We start from the raw sequence: 21549 nt of genomic DNA, 5'->3' as shown, positions 1-21549 counted from the left end.
CCCCCCATTGACTCAGTAATTATCAAATTAATTCACTGATAATTTTTTCTATAGATCAACCACAATTTGAAAAATTTCTTAAAACCAATAAACTGAGTTTCTCTAAAGAAGACGATATGACCCAAATGATCGGATTACTTAATCAGTAGAATTACTGTTTAAAAATAGACTACGCTTTTGTAGCGTGGTTTTTTTGTTGCAGAAATAAGTTATTAATGCATATTTTTAACAAATCTTAATAGAATTTGAGTTGCTGCTTTGTGAATGATATCCTTGTTTTGTGATGTTTTCGTTAAGGAATCAAAATGAAATTTGCTAATTTTTGAATAAAACTTGCATTTGTTAAAAATTATTAACATATTTGCGGCATTAAAATATTAAATAATGTTAATATGAATGTAAAATTACGAGTTTTAACTGTTGGTGTATTGTTCTTCGTAGGACATTCGCTAACGGCTCAAAAAGCAAAAAAAGATACTGCTACAAAGACCAAGGATATTCAAGAAGTGATTTTGGTAGGGTATGGAAGGAAGGAGACTGCCGCAGAAAAAGTTGGCAACTATGCCGTTGTAGGTAAGGAAAAATTAGAAAACTCACATTTTACAACAGTAGATAATGCATTAACAGGTAGTGTAGCAGGGGTTTCAACCAATATGACAAGCGGGCAACCTGGAGCAAATGTTAATATTGTTATTCGTGGTTTAGGATCTTTAACTCAAGATACAACGCCATTGGTGATAGTAGATGGTATTCCTCAATTTACAGGAGACGTGTCATCTGTTGTGGCTACTACGAATGCACTTAATGGAATTAACTCAAATGATGTTGAAGAGATCGTGGTGTTGAAGGATGCTGCAGCTACCGCAATCTATGGTTCCAGAGGAGCCAACGGAGTTATTTTGATTAAAACTAAAAGTGGAAAGAAGGGTAAAGCCAGATTTAATTATAATTCTTCTACAGGATTTGGTGATGAGGCTTTCAATAAATTGAAATTACTGGACGCACAACAACATATTGATTTATATGCATTAGGACTTTTTAATGCTGGTTTGGTAGGTACTTTGGATCTTGGGAAAAAGAGAGCTGCAGAGGAATTACGATGGGATGGTGTTACCAATACCAATTGGAAAAATGCAGTTACCCGTAAGAATCCAGTTACGCAAACCTATAATTTTCAAGTAACTGCGGGGAATGAAGTTTCTACAGTATTTTCCTCACTGTCTTATGATGATTTTCAAGGTATTGCTAAAAACGCTGCTATGAAAAGGTTAACAGCTACAATAAATGCAACCTATAAATTAACTGATAATGTTGACTTTAAAGCTGGGTTTACAGGAGGTAGAGTGGTAACCGAAGGACCAATAGACAATAACTATGTCGCAAACCCTATTAAAGGTGCTTTCCAAACTTCACCTACTCAGGCTATTTATAATGCTGATGGAAGTTATAACGGGAGTTTAGTGTATTATGATGCTAATAGTACATTTAATTCAGTAGCAATTCAGAATTTAGATTTTGATAGAAATATACAGGGTAGAATCACAGGATATCTGGAAGGCAATTATAAGATCTCGAAAAATTTTAATTTCAATTCAAAAGTCACTGGATATCTATTAAATTCAAAAGATTATTCTTTTAGTAACCCAGAGTTTGGTGATGGTGCGACAGGTATTCCTGCAATTAATAGCGCAGGGGAAACCGAAATGCTATTTGGAAGATCAGCTAGTGTGCAATGGCTTATGACTAACTGGACATTTACAAATGTTTTAGGGTATTCTCAAACTTTCGCAGATAGGCATATTGTAAGAGTAGATTTAGGAATGGAATCCAACAAAACCGAAAGGGAATACACCTATCTTTTTGCTACCGGTTATGATGCCTATCTTTCTTCGCTTGGATATACAAATATAGCAATGTCGTCTATGTTTCAGCAAAATGGTTACTCAAGGTCTTTCCAATATAAAGATGCAGCGGCTTTGGTAGGATATTTTACTAGTCTTAATTATATTTTCGATCAAAAATATTCACTAAATGCAACTTATAGAAAAGATGGTTCTTCACAGTTTGGACCTGGTAAAAAGTGGGGTGATTTTTGGTCAGTTGGTGCAGCATGGAATCTTGACAAAGAGAACTTTATCATCAACACTGCCAAAATTAACGAATTAAAATTGAGAGGTAGTTATGGGATACAAGGGCGGTTACCTGATAATTATTATAATGGAATTCCCTACGTAAATCCAACTTCTTATAACGCTGTTATTGGATTGCAGCCTATTTCTGTTGACCCTGCTTTAAGATGGGAAGGTCAAAAGCAGTTGAATTTAGGAGTAGATTTTGGTTTATTTAATAATAAAATTGGCGGTAGTGTCGATTACTTTACTAAGACAGGTGAAAACTTGATTATTGGAGCTTATTTCGCTGCAACTACCATAGGAAATACTGGAGATGCAGGAGGGAACTCGGTAAATACCAATACGGGTACTATGGAAAATAAAGGATGGGAAGTTAACTTGAATTTCTCACCCGTTAAAACAGCAAATTTCCAATGGGATGTAATGACCAACTTTACGAATATTCAATCTGAGATTTTAGCAATGCCAACTGGGGATATGCCTTACTCTGAAGCTGGAGGAGATGGGAACACAAAAATGTTCTCTGTAGGACATAATCCTTCCGAATGGCGTATGTTGTTGTATGCAGGAGTAGATCCTTCGAATGGAAATCAGTTATGGTATACCGATGCATCTCGCACAGTGGCAACCGCAGATCTTACGCTAGCCAAGCCACAATTTACCGGAAAAAATTCATTTCCTACAAGAACTGCCGGACTTACGAATACCTTTAAATATAAAGGTTTAAAATTAAGTACATTGTTTAGCTATATGGGTGATTATTCGGTATATGATTTAGCAGCATTTTCCCAAAATAATAGTGGGATGAGGCCAAATATTAATCAGTATCAATCTGAACTCTATGATTCTTGGACTCCAGAAAACCCGAACGCTTCAAATCCAAAGTATGTTTATAATAACCCACAAGGAAGAGAAGACTCTACTAGATATCTATATGACGCTGACCACATCCGATTAAAAAATGTAGAATTAGGGTACACTTTTTCGAAAGAACTTTTAAATATCAATGGTTTGGATAGTATTTATATTTATTTTCAAGGACAAAACTTATATACATGGGCTTTTGATAAGTCACTTTATTTTGACCCGGAATCTAGTTCTAATTCATTTTCTTCACCAGTTTATGGAGCTGGACTTTATAATGTTACAGCTCCAATTATGAGAACATTTTTAATGGGCTTTAAAGTTAATTTCTAAATTTTTACGTAATGAAAAAAATATTTTATATATCCTTAGTAATTTTATCGGTCACTTCATGTAAAGATGATTTTATTGATGAAATGCCAACTACCCAACTGCCAATAGAACTCGCTATTCGAAATTCCGATGATCTTAATAAAGGGGTTGTAGGGCTATATGCTGCTTTGCAAGGAGAGCAAATTAATGACTTGATTAATTTTAGTGAATTAATTACCGATAATGGGCTTCTATCAAATAGTAATAACGGCCAATATTCTGAAATTTACAATATGAATTACACCCCTAATTCTGGTAAAATTACAAGGTTTTGGAATGCTTTTAATGATGTTGTTATAAAGGCAAATTGGGTGCTGTCTTTTGATGGTAAATTTAAAACAGATGAAGGGGTAACTAATCTGTTCGCTGAAGCCAAAATTATGAGAGCCTACGCAAGACTGCAATTAGCGAATTATTTTTGTGAACGCTATGGCGGAGCAAACCAGCAATTAGGATTGGTTATTAATAATAATTATGTTGCAACCGATATTACAACTACTTATCCCAGATCAACCGTTCAAGAGACCTATGATGCTATTGAAGAGGACTTATTATTTGCAATTGATCACATGACTGCCGAAAATGAAGACAATCCAGAATTTATACATACACCAATTGAAGCAAAAGCGAAAAGAATGAATCTGCTTTCTGCATACGTTCTTATGTCAAGGGTGCAATTATACAAAAGGGAGTGGGCTAAAGCGATTATGTACGGAAATGTAGCAAATACTCTTTTAACTGGTGATTTTGAAGAAACGCCAAGGACAAACCCTTTTACGATTATAGATAATGCTAATAAATCTTCAATTTTTCAATTGCTTTTTGACGCAAGTTCATCTCTTGGGATCAATAGTTTGTTTTCTTATTGGGGAACTACAGGGTCATATCGTCAGTTTTATGCAACCAGTGAATTTTACGAAGGTATTCCTTCTTCAGATGGAAGAAGAAGCATCTATACATTGGCCGCAGATGACATTTATGATGATCCGAAACCTTTCATTGCAAAGAAATTTGGAAGTAATTTTGTATACGACATTGTTCTTATAAGAAAAGCAGAAATTGATTTTAACATTATTGAGGCTACTTATTATCAAAATCCAACACAAGCACGAGATCTATTAAATTCGTGGATTAAAACGAATCGTGATCCATCATACAATTCTACCAGTACTGGTACCGCAATTTTAGATGATATATTAAAACAAAGAAGAATCGAATTTGCTTTTGAAGGTCATCGATTTATGGATTTAAAAAGAAACGATCAAGGATGGACCAAAGGTGCCAATTATTTAGGAAGCCATCGTCAGGTTTCAATTAATGATAAAGAACAATGTTTGCCTATTCCTCTTGTAGAAATGACTGTAAACCATAAAATGGTTCAAAATCCAGGATATTAATATTTTAAAATAGAATAATGAGAAAATTATTAGGTATATTTTTTTTAGGATTAATCTTCGCAAATATTACAGTAGGCTGTAGCAGAGATTATGAAGCAGATGAACAATTTCCACAAGGTGGAGATTTCAAAATTATAAATTCGGCTAATTTAGGATTGCCGTTAGCCATTTATTTTAATGAGAATAGAATAATTGAGCAATCATTATACAATACTCAAACCAGTTATTTTAGAGTAAAAAATACTTCTGGGACGATTAACGTAAGTACTTCTACCAACGAAGGAGTCGAGAATAATGTATTGTCTATTAATGATACTTATGAACTAAACAAGAATGTAACGTATTTTCTTGTGAACTCTATAACTAACCCATCGTCATTAACTTTTATAAAAGCCAATGATGATGTAGCAGCCCCAGATTACGATAAGGCAAAAATTAGAATTGCTAACCTAAGTTCAAATTTAGGAAGTAATATTGATGTGATTGTGGGTGGACAAGTTGTTATTTCTAATGTGGCGCCTAATTCTGTTTCTGAATTTGTTACTGTGAAAAGTCGTACCGCAGTAAATGTTGTGAAAACAGGTACCACTACAACCTTGAAATCTTTAGGAACTACTAATTTTTTATCTACTGGAATTTACACTTTGGTTCTAAATGGAAATGCTGCTACAGGAGCTACACCTGCCTTAGCGTTAGCTTCATTTAGCAATGCGAAGTAAATTGATAAAATATAAATAATGTTAATATGAATGTAAAATTACGAGTTTTAACTGTTGGCGTATTGTTCTTCGTAGGACATTCGCTAACGGCTCAGAAAGCAAAAAAGGATACCGCTACCAAAACTTCTGATATTCAAGAAGTAGTATTAGTGGGAGGTATTAAAATTGATCCTGCCCAAAAAGTTGGAGCCTATAACATTGTTTCAAAGGCAAATTTCGAATCAACCGCATTTTCTTCAATCGATGAAGTTTTGAATGGAAGAGTAGCTGGTTTGACATTTTCTTCCAACGGTGGAGATCCTGGTGCGGCTAACTTAATAACAATCAGAGGTGTTGGGTCTTTAATAGGTACTCCAAATCCTCTATATGTTATAGATGGTGTTGTAGTTGGAAAGGGGTCTGATAATGCTAGTATTATGGCATCTTGGAATCCGCTTGCCAGTATCGATCCTAATTCTATTGAAAGTATATCGGTATTAAAAGATGCTTCTGCAACAGCTATATATGGATCAAGAGGAGCTAATGGAGTTATTGTAATTACAACCAAAAAAGGGAAGTATAATCAAAAAACGACTTATAATTTTTCATCCGATATGGGATTCCAGAATGTTGCTTTTGATAAGCAAAAGTGGTTGAATGCGAAAGAATATTTACAATGGGGAGGGCTAGCTACTTATAATTCGAATCCATCCGGCTATACATCTGTCGACGAAGCAGTAGAAACTTTTGCGACTGATGCAGAATACGATGGGGTGACTGATTCGAATTGGAGAGATGCGATCAGAAGAAATTCATCTTTTGTTAATACCTACAATATTTCTGCAGCAGGAGGTGGAGAGAATACTTCCTTTAGGCTTGGTGCAAGTTATTACGAAAATAAGCCATTAATTATCAATAGTAATTTTGATAGATATAGTTTTAATGGTGCAATAAATCATAGAACAGACAAAGTTAAAATCGGATTTGATGGGAATTTTACTTCAGTAAACAGGAACTCATTTTTAGATTCAGGATATTCCTCAAATCCATGGTTTAGTGCTTTGAGAATTGCCCCAATTTATCCTATTTATAATAGTGATGGTAGTTTTAATATGACTGGTTTAGGTGGAGTGTCAGATTTCTACAATCCTGTGGCAGTTAGAACTTCAAATTATATCGCAGGACAAATTCAAACCTGGATTGCTTCAACATCAGTAGATTATGAATTTGTAAAAAATTGGTATTTTTATTCATTGTTCGGAGCTCAATATCAGACTTTAGATGAAATGCAATGGGATAGACCTGGAGTTGGTGATGGTACATTCGTTGACCCTCAAGGCCAATTACAAAAATCTAATACACGTGTATTTGATTGGAACTGGAGTAATTCATTAAGCTATAGAAATATATTTAATAAAAGACACGATGTTCAGGCATATGTAGGGATGGAATATCAGGAGCACACACGTAAAGGATTAGATGCATATGTTCGTGGATTCGATACGCCTAAGCCTTATCTTTCTTATGGAAATGCGGAATTTGCGAGTGTTGGAGATTCGTTCTATAAGTGGTTGCAGATTTCTTATTTCTCTAGAGTAAACTATACATTAGATAAGAAATATACCGTGTCGGGCCAGTTGAGAAGAGATGCTAACTCAACATTAGGTGATAATGAGAAAAGTGGTGTGTTCTGGTCCGCTGCTGCATCATGGAATATCTCCAATGAAGGTTTCCTTCCATCTTCTGTTTCAAATCTAATTTTACGAGGTAGTTATGGTGAAATTGGAAATATTCCGTACGCAGATGCTTGGGGTTTGCAATATAACCAATACTCTGTTATGGGACCTGCTAGTTATGCAGATCAAAGTAGTTCAGTTATTGTATCTGCGGGAAATCCAGATTTGAGATGGGAAGTTGCCAAACAATTTAATATTGGTCTAGATTTCGATTTTTTTAACCGAAGATTTTCAGGATCTGTAGATGTTTACAATAAGAAAACTGTTGATGCGATATTCCAGTCTCCGGTTTCTTATGCTAATGGAGGTCCTAATAGCTTCTTGGCAAATATTGCAGACATTTCAAATAAAGGTGTCGAAACGGTTTTATCAGCAAGAATTCTGACCGGTGACTTTAAATGGAATGTTGATGGTAATTTTGCTTATAACAAAAATATCGTTGATAAGTTAAACTATTATGATTCCCCCTTATTAAAGTCTGGTAATAATATGAGAGCATTGTATGCGGGTCAGTTATTAGGAGAGTATTACACTTTTGAATGGGCCGGTGTGAATAATGGACAAAATACGGATGTTCCTCTAGGTACTGGTTTATTCTATACTGATGAGACACGAACTGCAACAACAGCAGATAGAACGAAAGCAAAACGTGCATGGCAAGGTAAGTCGCCATTTCCAACATATACTGCGGGCTTTAAATCTGATTTTATGTACAAAGGATTTAGTCTGAGTTTATTTTTCACAGGACAGTTTGATTATGCGGTGCATAACGTTTATCAAAATTACATGATGAATATGGGATCTGCAACAAATGTTAATCAGATAACAGATGCGTTATATAATAGCTGGACTCCTGAGAATCCTAATGCAACTTATCCAATGCAGGTTGCGGGTAATGCAACACAAGGAGGTTTGCCATCAACTCTTTGGATGCATAAAGGTGATCATATCAGATTGAAAGAAGCTAGGCTCTCTTATTCTTTAGGTAATTTATTAAGAGAATCAGTTGGAGTTACCAATCTTACATTCTATGTAAAAGGAACTAATCTTTTGATGTATGCGTTTGACAAGACGTTGAATTTTGATCCAGAATCAAACTCGTCTTACAGTTATCAGGGATGGGAGGCTAAAGGTTTATTCGACTATACTACTCCTGTTCTTAAGACCATTTCGTTCGGTACAACTATAGATTTTTAAAAAATAAAACAATGAATAAGAAATTTATATATATATTTTCAATAGGAACATTATTATTTATGTCCTCTTGTAAAGAAGATAATTTAAGGCTTTTGCCTGAAATTGGGACTCCTTATGAAGAAGCGATTAACAGCGAGCAAGATATGAAGTTAGTTTTGGCAGGAGTGTATACCAATATGTCCTCGTCATCTGGATTTGGAGCAGCGGTCTCTATTTTCGGGGATTTAATATCAGATAATACTTTTGTAAGTAATGCTAATGACGGATATTTTCTTAATACGTCCAGAATGACATACAGCCCGGAGATTTCTGATTTTGGAATGATGGACTCATTTTATGATGTGATTCAACAGGCTAATATTGTAATTTCCGATAAAAAGCTTCCATCATCAAAAACGGTTTTAGATTATAAAGCTGAAGCTAAGATTGCGAGAGCATTATCTTATTTTTATTTGGTAAGTTTTTACTCTCCTGATCCTAAGACTGGAGTAAATCAAGAATATGGGGTGCCAATTCAGCCTGAAGTTTATTATCCAAACGATAAACTTGCAAGAGCTAGCGTAGGTGAAGTTTATGATTACATCATCTCTGATCTTCAAAGTGCAATTAGTCAATTGGGCAGTGAGGTAGAACCAAAACGTAAATCAGTTTTGACTCCTACAGCAGCAAAGATGTTATTGTCTCGTGTTTATTTAACGAGAGGAGCAGCAGGGGATTACCAAAAATCAGTTGATTATTCAAACGAGGTAATAAATAGTTCCCCATCAAATTTTGCTCCGATTGATTCAAAAGCTGATTATCAAAATTACTTTGGAGGTACAAGTTCTGCAGTGATGGATGATCAACCTGAAACAATTTTTGAAATTGAACAGACTTCTTTGTTTAATGTAGGTGGAAACGCTCATCCAGCTACGTTTTATTCTAATACAGGATCACATAAAAGTCTGCTATACAGACAGACATTTGTGGATACTTTTGAAGCAGCTGATTGGAGAAAATCTTTGTTTGTAACTTCGGGTGCTAATCAAACCCCTACGGGTTCGGGTTTGGATACTCCTAGAGGATTTTACACTAAAAAATGGGTTCGTTTTACCACTGATGAAGGTAATTATGCAAGTAATATCAGATTGATGAGATTTTCTGAAGCATATTTAAACAGGATTGAAGCAATGTTTAAAATGGGTAGCACAGCGCCTGCATTGACTTACTTAAATGCGTTTAAAAGTGCTAGAGGTGCTGCACCAGTTGCAACTATTACAATTAATGAGATACTTAATGAAAGAAGAAAAGAGTTTTTTGCTGAAGGTTTTAGATATTTCGATTTAAAGAGAAATGCTATGCCAATTGTAAAAGATTCCAATTGTACCGATAATTGTAATGTCTCAGCGGATAATAGGTTATTTGTTATTCCTATACCTTATGCTGAAATTAATATCAATTCAAATATGAAACAATATCCAGAATGGTAATTTATTTATCATTGTAAATCAAAGGACTGTAATCAAAATTACAGTCCTTTTTTATTTCCCCATATTTCTTACATTTGTACACCAAACAAATAGAATGAGATTCATCCTTTTCGGCATATTCCTTTTTAGCTGTAATTTTAATGCACAGATTGTCAATAAAGCAGGCTCAGATCGTGTAAAACCTAGCGATACTTTAGTTGTGGATTCTGGTCACAAAGACTCGCTGAAAATCTTTAAACCAACCATTTACGATTATACCTACAGAACCCAGTTTTCGGAGAAGAAAATCTTTGATACTGTTTTTACGCACAACAAAACTTTTATATATTCTCAATACAACAACCGTGATAATTTCGGGAAAATTCAATTTGCCAATGTAGGTTCTGGTTTTAATCCTTTGGTGTTTGAAGTAAATGCAGAGCAAAATTTATCACTACTTCCGACCAATAAATCTTATTTTATTAAAGGAATTAAGGATATCAATTACTACGACGTGAAAACACCAACCACCACTTTTGTTTACCACAATTCGGTGCGAAATGGCGCAAATCTTCAATCAACTTACACCCAAAATATTGGCAAAGAATTTAACTTCGCCATAGAATATACCGGACTGCGTTCACTGGGGAATTATCTCAACTCTTTGGCTTCTAATAATGAAGTGTTATTTTCAGGTCATTATCTTTCAAAAAATGGTAAATACGAAGCGTTTGCCCATTTTATACATCAGAATATCAACAACCAGGAAAACGGTGGAATCGCAGATTTAGATTTATTTCTCAATGGAAATTCAGACTTTAACAATCGCGAGAATTTACAGGTCAATCTGAATAACTCTAATTCCCAATTTGCCTACAGACGCTATTATTTCTCTCACGAATTTAAACCTTTTAATTCTGAAAGATTTCCGTTCAAAATCCGACATACCATTTTCAATCAAACGAATAAATATTACTATAACCAATCTTCGGCAGAGCGGTATTATTTTACCAATCCTTTAGAATTATACGATTATCCAACTTCTTCAAAAAAATATTCCAAAAATTTAAGCAATACCGTAAGCGTTCTTTTTGATCAAGAAAACTTTAAGTTAGATGCGGGAGTTCGCCATCAATTAATCAAGCTAGGAGTCGGAACTCCTTTTCCAAAGTCTTTGAATTTTCCGCAGGAGCTTTCTGAAAACAGAATTGGAGCCGTTGGGAATCTTTTGGTTAAACTTTGGGATAAAGTAGAACTCAATTCAAACTTAGAATTTTCGAGTGGAAAAGAATTCGGGAGTTTTATTCGTTCCCAAAATTTAGTTCGATTTGAACCTATTCCCGATTATTTCGTCAATGCAAAAGTGAATTTCCAATCGGCAGCACCGAGTTTTAATTTATTGATTAATCCGTCGGTTTACAAAAGTTTTAATTATTATTTCGCAAATACGAAAAACCAGAGCATTACCGAAATTGGTGGTGACGTGAATTTAAAATGGTTCAAAAGCAGCATTTTTGCCAATTATTTCAGAATAGATAATTATACTTATTTAGATTCGGAAGCACTTCCACAACAGAGTTCTTCTTCGGTGAATGTTTCCCAGATTGGTGGTGAAGCTACTTTTACTTATGAAAAATTTCATCTGAATCCGAAAGTGCTTTTCCAAAGTGCAATCAGTAATAAAGATCTTTTGCCGATGCCTGCATTCGTAGGAAGAGCCAATCTTTTTTATCAAACCAAAGCTTTTAAAAATGCAGCAGAAATCCAAGCCGGAATTAAAGTCTATTACTTTTCCAAGTTTGCCTCTCGCGAATTTTTCCCGGTGCTGAATGAATTTATTTTACCCAATGAAAATTCTTATTCGATCGGCGGACAGCCAATTGCCGATATTTATTTTAATATGAAAGTGAAAAAAATGTTTTTCTTTATCGAAGCCCAACATTTTAATACGACCTTGATGAAGAATAAATCCTTCACGGCACCTTATTATCCTTTATATGATTTCCGGTTGAACTTGGGGATTGTATGGTATCTTTTTAGTTAAATTTTACTTATAGAGATGAAATTGTAATAAAAAAAAACAAATAAATCCATGAAGAAGCTTACCCCAAATTATGACGAAGGAATGTGGAAAGGTGTACCAGCAAGTTCTTTTTTGAAAGCAAAAGAAATGCGGATAATGAAACAGAAGCAGAAAAAATATTGTGGGAAAGGCTAAGAAATAACCAAATCTTGTTGGTGAAAACTGCTTTAGAGAATTTTTCACCCTTTAGGGCTGGGGAAAGAAAATTCTCGGCTTATAAAAAATATAGAATACCATTTTATAAATTGAAAATTGAAAAAACTAACCAACATTCCTTTTTTAGAAATTGAGAGCATTCCTTTGCTCATCAAAGATTTTCTGACTCAAAAAATTCAGGGTTTCGAATCTCAATTTTTTAACTTAGAAAATATTGAAACGCAGTTTCTACAAAAAGAAAAATCTTTTTCTTTAGACAAAAGAAAAGTGCTTTGTGAAGTTTTACAAAATCAATATTCAGATTTTCAACGGTCAGAAAAGCAACAATCAAATCTGGAGCATTTAGAATTAGAAAACACTTTTACGGTGACGACTGGGCATCAATTAAACCTTTTTACAGGACCCGTTTTCTTTATTTATAAAATTTTGCAGACTATAAAATTGGCAGAGTTTTTAAATGAGAAATTCCAGACTAATTATTTTGTTCCACTATTTTGGTTGGCTTCTGAAGATCACGATTTTGAAGAAATCAATCATTTCAAAACAGAAACTCATTATTACGAAACCAAAGCAAAATCGGGTGGAGCAGTCGGTAGAATTGAAGTGGAAGATGATTTTTTCATTACTCAGTTTGAAGAAGAGTTTAAAGATTCGGTTTTCGGAACGGAGCTGATTTTATTGTTAAAGCGTGCTTATAAAAAAGGAAATACCCTATCTCAAGCGACGAGAATTATCGTGCATGAGCTTTTTGCAGATTACGGTTTATTGGTTATCGATGGTGATGAAGCAAAATTGAAAACGGAAATGAAGTCTGTTTTTAAGTCCGAATTACTCCATCAAGATTTATATAAAACGACGCAGGAAACCATTGATTTTTTGACCGAGAAATACGGAAAAGTTCAGGTAAATCCTCGCGAGATTAATCTGTTTTATCTTTCAGAAACACGTGATCGAATCGCTTTTGAAGATAATCAATTTGTGATTGTTGATAAGGATCGATTTTTTACCGAAGAAGAGATTTTAGCAGAATTAGAAAATCACCCAGAACGATTTAGCCCGAATGCTTTAATGCGTCCGATTTATCAGGAAACGATTTTACCAAATATCGCCTACATTGGTGGTAATGCCGAAATTATGTATTGGCTGGAGCTTACATATTATTTTGAAAAACTCAATCTTCCTTTCCCAATCTTGATTCCAAGAAATTCGATGTTGATGATTTCTGAAAAGACCGCATCTAAAACTAAAACTTTAGGTTTAGAAATTAATGATTTTTTCAAAAATTTTGCGGTCGTCACAAATCGTTTTTTGTTAAAAGAAAATGAAATTCTACCATTATTAAATCAACAAGAAGCGCAATTAAAAGCTCAATTCAATAATTTAAAAGTAAAGGCAGAATTAACGGAGAAGACGTTTGCGAGCTTAGTTGAAGCTGAGGAAACCCGTCAATTAAAATCTTTTCAACGCATGAAAAAAAGATTGCTGCGTGCCGAAAAAATTAAACAAAGTGAAAAACTGGAGCGCTTAGAAAACGTATTTCTGAAGATTCACCCAGGAAATACTTGGCAGGAAAGAACTTATAATTTTTCCGTTTTTTATTCTGATTTCGGAAAGGAGTGGCTTTATAATTGTTATGAGGAGTTGGAGGTTGAAAACTCTGAGTTAGTAATTTTTACGATTTAATTTTAAAGCAGTATTTTTGTAAATATTTATCGAAAAGATGATCAAAAAGTTTTTTATTTTAGCTGGTTTAGCAACGATCTCGGGATTATCTGCCCAGAAAACCCATACCGTGGCAACGGGAGATACTCCTTATAATATAGCGAAAAGATACGGCTTGACCGTTGATGATTTGGCGAAATTAAATCCTAATTCAAAAGATGGTAAAATTGTAATTGGAGAGGTGCTGCTGATTAACAAATCCGCTAATACAAATGTTTCTACACCAACAAAAGTTGCGTCTCCTGTAGGTAAATTAGGGAAAATTATTCTGAAGCCGAAACAAACCATCTACGGAATTACCAAGCAATATCAGATTTCTGAAACCGAGTTAAGAACACTGAATCCTAACTTGGATTCTCACATGAAAATTGGCGACGAAGTAACTTTACCTTTAGCAAATATTCAAAAATTTGGCGATGGTCAACAGGAAGTTGTTACCGTTTCTGAACCTGCAAAAACGGTTTCACAACCAGAACCTACCAAGTCTGTTGCAGCTACTACAACCGAGACAACCGACGAAAATTCTTATACCATTCAGCCAAAAGACAATTATTTTAAATTGTCTCGTAAATTTAATCTTAATCAGAAAGAACTATTTGCTCTGAATCCTGGTTTGGAAGAAAAAGGCTTGCGACCTGGTGATGTTATTCAGGTAAAAGGAATTGGTTCTTCAGAGCCAGCGAAATCAGAAGTGCAGACAAAGGCTGTTTCGCAAAGTGATTCCACGCCAACATATTCTACAACATCAGTTGCAGATGATTATGTAACTTATACCGTTCAGACAGGCGATACCGTATTTGGTATTTTAAATAAATTTGGAATTACCTTAGATGATTTGTTGTCTTTGAATCCAAATCTTGGGCAAGGTTTGAAATCAGGAATGGTTTTGAAAATTAAAAAACTAGACTCCGCGTATGTGAAAAAATCTGATGGGGCACTGAATGTTGTCATTATGCTTCCTTTTGGGTTTGATAGCAATGATTCTAAATACAGAACCTTATCTCTTGATTTTCTTGCTGGTGCGAAATTAGCCATTGAGCGAAATGCAAAAAGCGGTAAAAATCTTGATGTTAAAGTAATTGATGCCGGAAATGAGAAAAGTTTTAAGAACTCTTTAATCCAGATCAATAAAGACAATACCGACTTAATTATTGGGCCGTTTTTTAAATCCAGTGTTTTAGAGGTTTTGGATTATGTAAAAAGCAGTAAGATACCTGTGGTAGCACCTTTTGCTAATTCTGATGATTTGTTAAGCCATCAAAATTTAATCATTATTGAAACCAATGATTTAATTTATGCAGATCGTATTGTAAAAGAAGTAAAAGAAGCGTTCTCTGATCAGAAAATTTATATCGTTGCAGACGCAGATCAAACTTATGCAAAGTATTTGGAAACCAATCTGAAAAAGAATCTGAAAAATCCAAATATTATTGTGGTAAAATCAGCCACGGATATTCAGCCCGATCAAAATATGATGACAGGTAAACCCGCACCTGTTATTGCAATTTTAGCAGATAAAAGTGACGAAGCTGGCGACGCATTTGCCAATAGAATGATTGCACTCTCCAAAGAAGTGGATGGGTTGAAATCTTTCAGCATGTATTATTCACCTATTTTTGAGAAAAAAGTAGATGAATTAAGCCAAAGTAATTTGGTGTATTTAATGGATCGAAAAATAGATGCTGATGGCAGTTTCGAAAAAGAAATTCTGGAAGCATACAAAAAGAAATATTGCAAAACACCTTCAAAATACGCGGTTATCGGTTTCGATGTAGTCAATGATATGTTGAGCCGTGAAAATAAAAAAGGAGAAATTTTCAAGCAAATGAATAAAGTACAAACACAGTTGGCAACGAAATTCGAATTTGAAAAAACAAAAACTGGAGCATACGTCAACAAAGGATACCGTGTTGTGCGTTTGATTCCTAACTAATAAAAATAACGGGTGATGAAAAATTATTTTTTAAGCCAAATTTATCTATAAAAAACTTTATGAAAGCACTTGTATTTCCTGGACAAGGTTCACAATATGTCGGGATGGGAAAAGAATTATATGAATCCCGTAAAGACATCAAAGATTTGATGGATTCAGCCAACCATATTTTAGGTTTCGATATTCTTTCCACCATGTTCAATGGTACTGAAGAGGATTTGAAAAAAACCGAAGTTACACAACCTGCTATATTTATTTACTCTGTTGCCGCTTTGAAAGCCGCGCTGAATGGTGTAGCACCTGAAATGGTTGCAGGGCATTCTTTAGGTGAGTTTTCGGCGTTGGTTGCTAATGGAGTTTTAACTTTCGAAGATGGTTTGAAATTAGTTGCGGCTCGTGCAAAAGCAATGCAGGAAGCGTGTGATGCTAACCCAAGTTCGATGGCAGCAATCCTTGGGCTTGCTGATGATGTCGTAGAAAGAATCTGTGAAGAAACGCCCGGAATCGTAGTTCCTGCCAATTACAACTGTCCTGGACAATTGGTAATTTCTGGTGAAACTACAGCGGTAGAATTGGCGTGTAAAAACATGAAAGAAGCTGGTGCGAAACGTGCCTTAATGCTTCCAGTAAACGGAGCTTTTCACTCACCGCTGATGCAGCCAGCACAAGAAAAATTAGCTGAAGCAATTCACAATACCAAGTTTTACAAACCGACTATGCCGGTTTATCAAAACATCACAACTACCGCAGTTACCGATCCGGAAGAGATTAAACTTAATCTGATTGCACAATTGACCGGTCCTGTAAAATGGACACAGTCTGTACAGAATATGATTCAGAAAGGAGCGACTTCTTTTGTAGAAGTAGGTCCCGGAAAAACATTACAAGGATTGATCAAAAAAATTAATAATACCGTAGAAGTTTCTTCTGCAATTTAATAAAATACGAGTATGATTTTTTCCCATGGAAAATTATTGCTCACTTCTGAATATGTCGTCCTCGATGGCGCCTTGGCTCTTGCTCTTCCAACAAAATGGGGGCAAGAGTTTTTTGTTTCAGAAAGCTTCGATGGCAAATCTTTAGTTCATTGGATAGCACATCATCAAGGAAAACCATGGTTAAATGCAATCATTGATTGTAGTAGTGGAACCATTCTTACGACCAATATTCCTGAATCTGCCGAGTTTATTTTAAAGGTTTTAATGAAAGTCAAAGAACTTTCTGCTTTTCAATTAAATGGAAATTCTTCTTATTCAATAACGACGAATTTACAATTTCCGGCAAATTTTGGGTTGGGGAGCAGTTCTACTTTAATGAATAATTTATCACAATGGGCTGCAATCGATGCTTTCGAACTTAATGAAACCTGTTTGGGTGGAAGTGGTTATGATATCGCTGTGGCACAAGAACAGTCTGCAATTCTTTATCAAAATCAACCTGAACGAATTATTCAAAAAATAGATTTTGATCCTTCCTTTAAAATAGATTTAATTTTTATTCATCTTAATCAAAAGCAAAACAGCCGGGAAGGTATTAACCTTTATCGATCCAAAGAGAAATCTCCTGAACTGATTAATGCATTTTCGACAATTACTCAAAGAGTTTTAGAAGCAGAGAATTTAGAAGATTTTTCAGAATTAATGACTCTTCACGAAAAGAAATTAAGTAATTTTCTGGAGATTGAAACAGTAAAAGAAAAATATTTCGAAAACTGCCCTACTTTTGTGAAAAGTCTTGGAGCTTGGGGAGGTGATTTTGTGATGACTTCTAAATTTTCGGGTTTTGAGGACTATTTTCGGGGAAAGGGTTTTCCAACTATTTTCAGCTACAAAGATTTAATTTATTGATAGTCAATTATTTACACAATTTAAATTTTCTTGCAAATTCTGACTAATATCAGTATTTTTAAGACATCATTAATTATCATTAATGAGTAAATTTGTTTTCAATAAAAAAATCTGAAATTAAAAGTCGTTATGAAGAATAGCAAAATCATTCAGCAATTACATGATTTAGGAATTACCGGTTACGAAGAAGTAGTTTACAATCCAAGTTATGAGGAACTTTTCAAAGCGGAAATGTCGCCCGATAACCAAGGATTTGAGCAAGGTTTACTTACAGAATCTGGTGCGGTTTCGGTTAAAACCGGAATTTTCACAGGTCGTTCACCAAAAGATAGATTCATTGTGAAAGATGAGGTGAGCAAAGATACGATTCACTGGGACGGAAAAGTGAATTTGCCAACAACAGCCGATGTTTTCGATAGCTGTAAAAATTTGGTACTTCAACAATTGTCTTCATCTAAAAAATTATATGTTGTCGATTTATTTTGTGGAACCAATCCTGATACCCGACTGAAAGTAAGATTTATTATGGAAGTGGCGTGGCAAGCGCATTTCGTTACCAATATGTTTATTCGCCCTTCAAGTTACGAACTTGAAAATTTTGGTGAGCCAGATTTTATCGTAATTAATGGTTCTAAAGTAACCAACCCAAATTGGAAGGAACAAGGATTAAATTCCGAGAATTTCGTAATGTTCAATTTGACTCAAAAAATGCAAATCATCGGCGGAACTTGGTACGGCGGCGAAATGAAAAAAGGAATGTTCGCCATGATGAACTATTATCTTCCATTGAAAGGAATGGCATCCATGCACTGTTCTGCAAACGTTGGTGAAGACGGCGATGTTGCGTTATTCTTCGGACTTTCAGGAACCGGGAAAACCACGCTTTCTGCGGATCCTAAAAGATATTTAATTGGCGATGACGAGCACGGTTGGGATAACAATGGTGTTTTCAATTTCGAAGGCGGTTGTTATGCAAAAGTAATTGACCTTTCTGAAGAAAAAGAACCGGATATTTTCAAAGCGATCAGAAGAGATTCTTTGTTAGAAAACGTTGTGGTAAACGATGGTGTAGCAGATTATACCGATAATTCAATTACAGAGAACACTAGAGTTTCTTACCCAATTTATCATATCAGCAAAATCGTTTTGCCTTCAAAAGCTGGGCATGCGAAAAAAGTGGTTTATCTTTCAGCCGATGCGTTCGGAGTTTTGCCTCCGGTTTCTTTATTAAATGACGATCAGGCGCAATACCATTTCCTTTGCGGTTATACTTCAAAATTGGCAGGAACCGAAAGAGGAATTACCGAGCCACAACCTTCTTTCTCACCAGCGTTTGGTGAAGCGTTTTTAACGTTGCATCCAACAATGTATTCAAAAACATTAATTGGGAAAATGAAAGAACACGGCGCAAAAGCTTACTTGGTAAACACCGGCTGGAATGGAACAGGAAAAAGAATTTCTTTGAAAGATACGCGTGCAATCATCGATGCAATTATTGATGGATCAATTGATACAGCAGAGAAAATAACAATTCCGGTAATGAATTTAGAAATCCCAACTTCTTTACCCAATGTTTCAGAAGGAATTTTGGATCCGCGAGATACTTACGCAAGTGCTTCTGAATGGGAAGTTAAAGCAAGAGATTTAGCAGCAAGATATATTAAAAACTTCGAGCAGTATTGCGATACCGAAGAAGGGAAGAAATTGGTTGCAGCAGGACCGCAATTGTAAGAATTGTAGTTTTTAAATATAGATTCCCTTAACTTTTGTTGAGGGAGTTTTTTTAATGAATTGTAGAGATAAGAATTGTAATTTAGACCGCTAATGTAAGGTGCTTTTTATATCTTTAATTTTATATTACTACACTAAATAAACATTAAAGATGAAAATTTTTTTACTTTCAACATTTACTTGTGTGTTCCTTGCATCTTGCAGTTCCTCAACAAGCCTTTCTGATTCTTCAACCAATCAATCCACAGATTCAGCTTATGGTTTTAGTGAAAAAAAGCCCATTAAAGTTGGAGGAGGAGAAGGTGGACCCATTAGTGAAAGAAAATATTTGAATTCCCTTTCCGGTCTGAATGGCGAATCGGTAACTTACAATAGGATTGGAAGCTGCTGCTTTTTTAAGTCCAACAGCAGTCCGATGGGAGGTGGACTACTCGATAAATATGCTGTTAGTTATGAAGGGAAAAAAGATACTGTTGTTCTTTATTTGAATAGGTATGAAAAGGGTAAACTGCTTGCGCCAGTCGGATTTAAAATGAAATAAATTTTTCTATGACTCAGAAAAACATTCCTACGGAAAGGCCAATTGCCTGGATTGCTTTAATTCCACGGTTATTATTAATGGCAGTTGTTTTTGCGGGGTGTTATTTTTCAAAGTAAAGGAACCTGTTCTCATTGGCGCTTTTACCTATCTGGTTTTGTCTTTTGGTTTAAAGAAAATTTTCCTAAAAGATCATCATAGCGGGATTAAACTAACCATGGAAGGAAAGAATCGGGAAGCAATCGCCTCCTTTGAAAAAAGTTTAAGTTTCTTTTCGGAATATCCATGGAGATCGTTATCCGGAAAACTGTCTTTTAAACTCTTCTTCTGCAAACTTCCGCCATTTTTTATGATGTTATTTGTCGATTCAGTATCTTGCCGTTCTTATTAAAAATAGAAAATTTATCTTCTATTGTGATAGATAACTCATCTTCACTATCGAAACCGAGTTTTATCTCCGCATTATTGAACTTATCAAATAAAACTTCCGTAACCACTTCCGATTCACAGTTTTTAATTATTTTTGAAATCTCTTCAAATGTTGGTTTCTTCTTAAGGTTTTCTTTGGTAATTTTAATCAATTCCATTTTAAAAGTTAGTTGACTATTTTCTGATTGTTTCGTTTTTCAACTTATGTTTAATTTCCAGACACTTTTACAATCCGTTCCATCGTTTCCCTCACATTCTCTGTGATGAGGTCTAAAAACGGCTGTTTATTGTTTTCGGTTTGGGCAGTTTCCAATGCACCGTAATATTTCAAACGGCTGTCTGTATCGCCTTTCAGAATGGCAATCGGGAAACCGTTTTGTAATAAAATCAAATTCATCAATAGGCGTGAAGTTCGTCCGTTGCCGTCAATAAATGGGTGTATCGTTACCAGTCTTTCATGCATTTCGGCAGAAAGTTCTACCGGGTGCAAAAGGTCTTTGTTATCGTTATACCAAATAAATAAATCTTCCATCTGTTTCGGAACTAAAAACGGTTGTGGTGGGATGTGTTTCGCTCCCGAAATTAGCACCTGTACATTTCTGTATTTTCCTGCGTGTTGGTTGTCGATCCCTTGTAAAATAAGGGTGTGTATTTGCAATAAATCCCTTTCGGAAATTGGTTCTTTCTTACTTGCAATTTCTTTTATAAACTCTATTGCGTGTTGGTGGTTTATCGCTTCCAAATGCTCATTTAAAGACTTTCCACCAATCGTTAAACCTTTCTCAATGACCAATGCGGTTTCCTGCAAAGTGAGTGTATTACCCTCTATTTTGTTACTCTCATAGGTGTATTCTATATCAAATGCCTTTGCCACTTTGTCGCTGTAATTTTGTCGCAAGTGGTTTAGTTGGTCTTTCAGTTGGTCGAGGTCGTTGTATTTCATAATGTGAAATTTTAAGTTTTTAGTGCGTGGATTAAACTATTTTTAAATGAGTTTCCATTTTCTCGGCTATTCTCATTGCCTTATCTATCTTTTCGGTTTTGTTGTAAAGGTTTACCATATCATCGGTTTTGTGTCCTGTTCGGGTTTTAATATTTTCTTTGCCCAAAACTTCAATAAAGTTAGTCACAAACGAACGTCGGAAAATATGGGAAGTTATCAATTCCCATTTTTCATATTCTTTCACTATTTTCTTTCCTCTTCCTCCTTGATCTTTGTCTTTTACACCACCTAGCATTTTTTGCGTTAATCCTGCAATTTTGCAA

15 protein-coding genes and 1 pseudogene are annotated in these 21549 nt (G+C 35.0%); 13 read left to right on the top strand and 3 right to left on the bottom strand.

The genetic code is table 11. The features are described from left to right. Positions 1-392: 392 nt before the first annotated feature. From WBY99_RS02485 to WBY99_RS02425, 13 genes are all read left to right on the top strand, one after another. Complete coding sequence (locus tag WBY99_RS02485) at positions 393-3329, top strand: SusC/RagA family TonB-linked outer membrane protein (RefSeq protein WP_423974769.1); 2937 nt, start codon at positions 393-395, stop codon at positions 3327-3329. 11 nt (positions 3330-3340) lie between these two features. Continuing rightward, positions 3341-4765 (top strand): RagB/SusD family nutrient uptake outer membrane protein, encoded by a 1425-nt coding sequence (locus WBY99_RS02480; RefSeq protein ID WP_423974768.1) that lies wholly within the window; start codon positions 3341-3343, stop codon positions 4763-4765. Positions 4766-4782: 17 nt separating this feature from the next. Then, positions 4783-5484: a DUF4397 domain-containing protein gene (locus WBY99_RS02475; RefSeq protein ID WP_423974767.1), complete on the top strand. Its 702-nt coding sequence runs from the start codon at positions 4783-4785 to the stop codon at positions 5482-5484. Between the two features lie 26 nt (positions 5485-5510). Further along, positions 5511-8396, top strand: a complete 2886-nt coding sequence (locus WBY99_RS02470; RefSeq protein ID WP_423974766.1) for a SusC/RagA family TonB-linked outer membrane protein — start codon at positions 5511-5513, stop codon at positions 8394-8396. Between the two features lie 11 nt (positions 8397-8407). After that, entirely contained in the window at positions 8408-9865 is a 1458-nt protein-coding gene (locus tag WBY99_RS02465; RefSeq protein WP_423974765.1) for a RagB/SusD family nutrient uptake outer membrane protein, read from the top strand. A 94-nt stretch (positions 9866-9959) separates the two neighbouring features. Further along, positions 9960-11888 carry a putative porin gene (locus WBY99_RS02460; RefSeq protein WP_423974764.1) on the top strand — a complete coding sequence of 643 codons (1929 nt, stop codon included), beginning with the start codon at positions 9960-9962 and terminating at the stop codon, positions 11886-11888. A 48-nt stretch (positions 11889-11936) separates the two neighbouring features. Next, on the top strand, positions 11937-12062 hold the full coding sequence (locus tag WBY99_RS02455; RefSeq protein ID WP_423974763.1) for a hypothetical protein: 126 nt from the start codon (positions 11937-11939) through the stop codon (positions 12060-12062). Positions 12063-12179: 117 nt separating this feature from the next. Then, positions 12180-13766 (top strand): bacillithiol biosynthesis cysteine-adding enzyme BshC, encoded by a 1587-nt coding sequence (gene bshC / locus WBY99_RS02450; RefSeq protein ID WP_423974762.1) that lies wholly within the window; start codon positions 12180-12182, stop codon positions 13764-13766. A gap of 37 nt (positions 13767-13803) precedes the next feature. After that, on the top strand, positions 13804-15738 hold the full coding sequence (locus tag WBY99_RS02445; RefSeq protein WP_423974761.1) for a LysM peptidoglycan-binding domain-containing protein: 1935 nt from the start codon (positions 13804-13806) through the stop codon (positions 15736-15738). 59 nt (positions 15739-15797) lie between these two features. Beyond that, positions 15798-16676, top strand: coding sequence for an ACP S-malonyltransferase (gene fabD / locus WBY99_RS02440; protein WP_423974760.1), 879 nt, complete (start codon positions 15798-15800; stop codon positions 16674-16676). Between the two features lie 12 nt (positions 16677-16688). Next, the gene (locus WBY99_RS02435) at positions 16689-17585 is read left to right on the top strand and encodes a GYDIA family GHMP kinase (RefSeq protein ID WP_423974759.1); all 897 of its coding nucleotides are present in this window, start codon (positions 16689-16691) and stop codon (positions 17583-17585) included. A 129-nt stretch (positions 17586-17714) separates the two neighbouring features. Next, positions 17715-19316 (top strand): phosphoenolpyruvate carboxykinase (ATP), encoded by a 1602-nt coding sequence (pckA, locus tag WBY99_RS02430; RefSeq protein WP_423974758.1) that lies wholly within the window; start codon positions 17715-17717, stop codon positions 19314-19316. 151 nt (positions 19317-19467) lie between these two features. After that, positions 19468-19857: a 2-dehydro-3-deoxyphosphooctonate aldolase gene (locus tag WBY99_RS02425; protein WP_423974757.1), complete on the top strand. Its 390-nt coding sequence runs from the start codon at positions 19468-19470 to the stop codon at positions 19855-19857. Between the two features lie 344 nt (positions 19858-20201). Here the strand turns inward: WBY99_RS02425 and WBY99_RS02420 are convergent, their stop codons facing one another. From WBY99_RS02420 to WBY99_RS02410, 3 genes and pseudogenes are all read right to left on the bottom strand, one after another. After that, positions 20202-20441 carry a hypothetical protein gene (locus WBY99_RS02420; RefSeq protein WP_423974756.1) on the bottom strand — a complete coding sequence of 80 codons (240 nt, stop codon included), beginning with the start codon at positions 20439-20441 and terminating at the stop codon, positions 20202-20204. Positions 20442-20491: 50 nt separating this feature from the next. Then, complete coding sequence (locus tag WBY99_RS02415; protein WP_423974755.1) at positions 20492-21226, bottom strand: Fic family protein; 735 nt, start codon at positions 21224-21226, stop codon at positions 20492-20494. 31 nt (positions 21227-21257) lie between these two features. After that, a pseudogene (locus tag WBY99_RS02410) lies at positions 21258-21549 on the bottom strand (hypothetical protein); the annotation flags it as partial.

Source organism: Kaistella sp. (assembly GCF_049588135.1).
In the GTDB taxonomy this organism is placed as follows: domain Bacteria; phylum Bacteroidota; class Bacteroidia; order Flavobacteriales; family Weeksellaceae; genus Kaistella.
The sequence above is the reverse complement of the archived record's forward strand: the minus strand, read 5'-3'. Positions and strand labels throughout refer to the sequence as shown.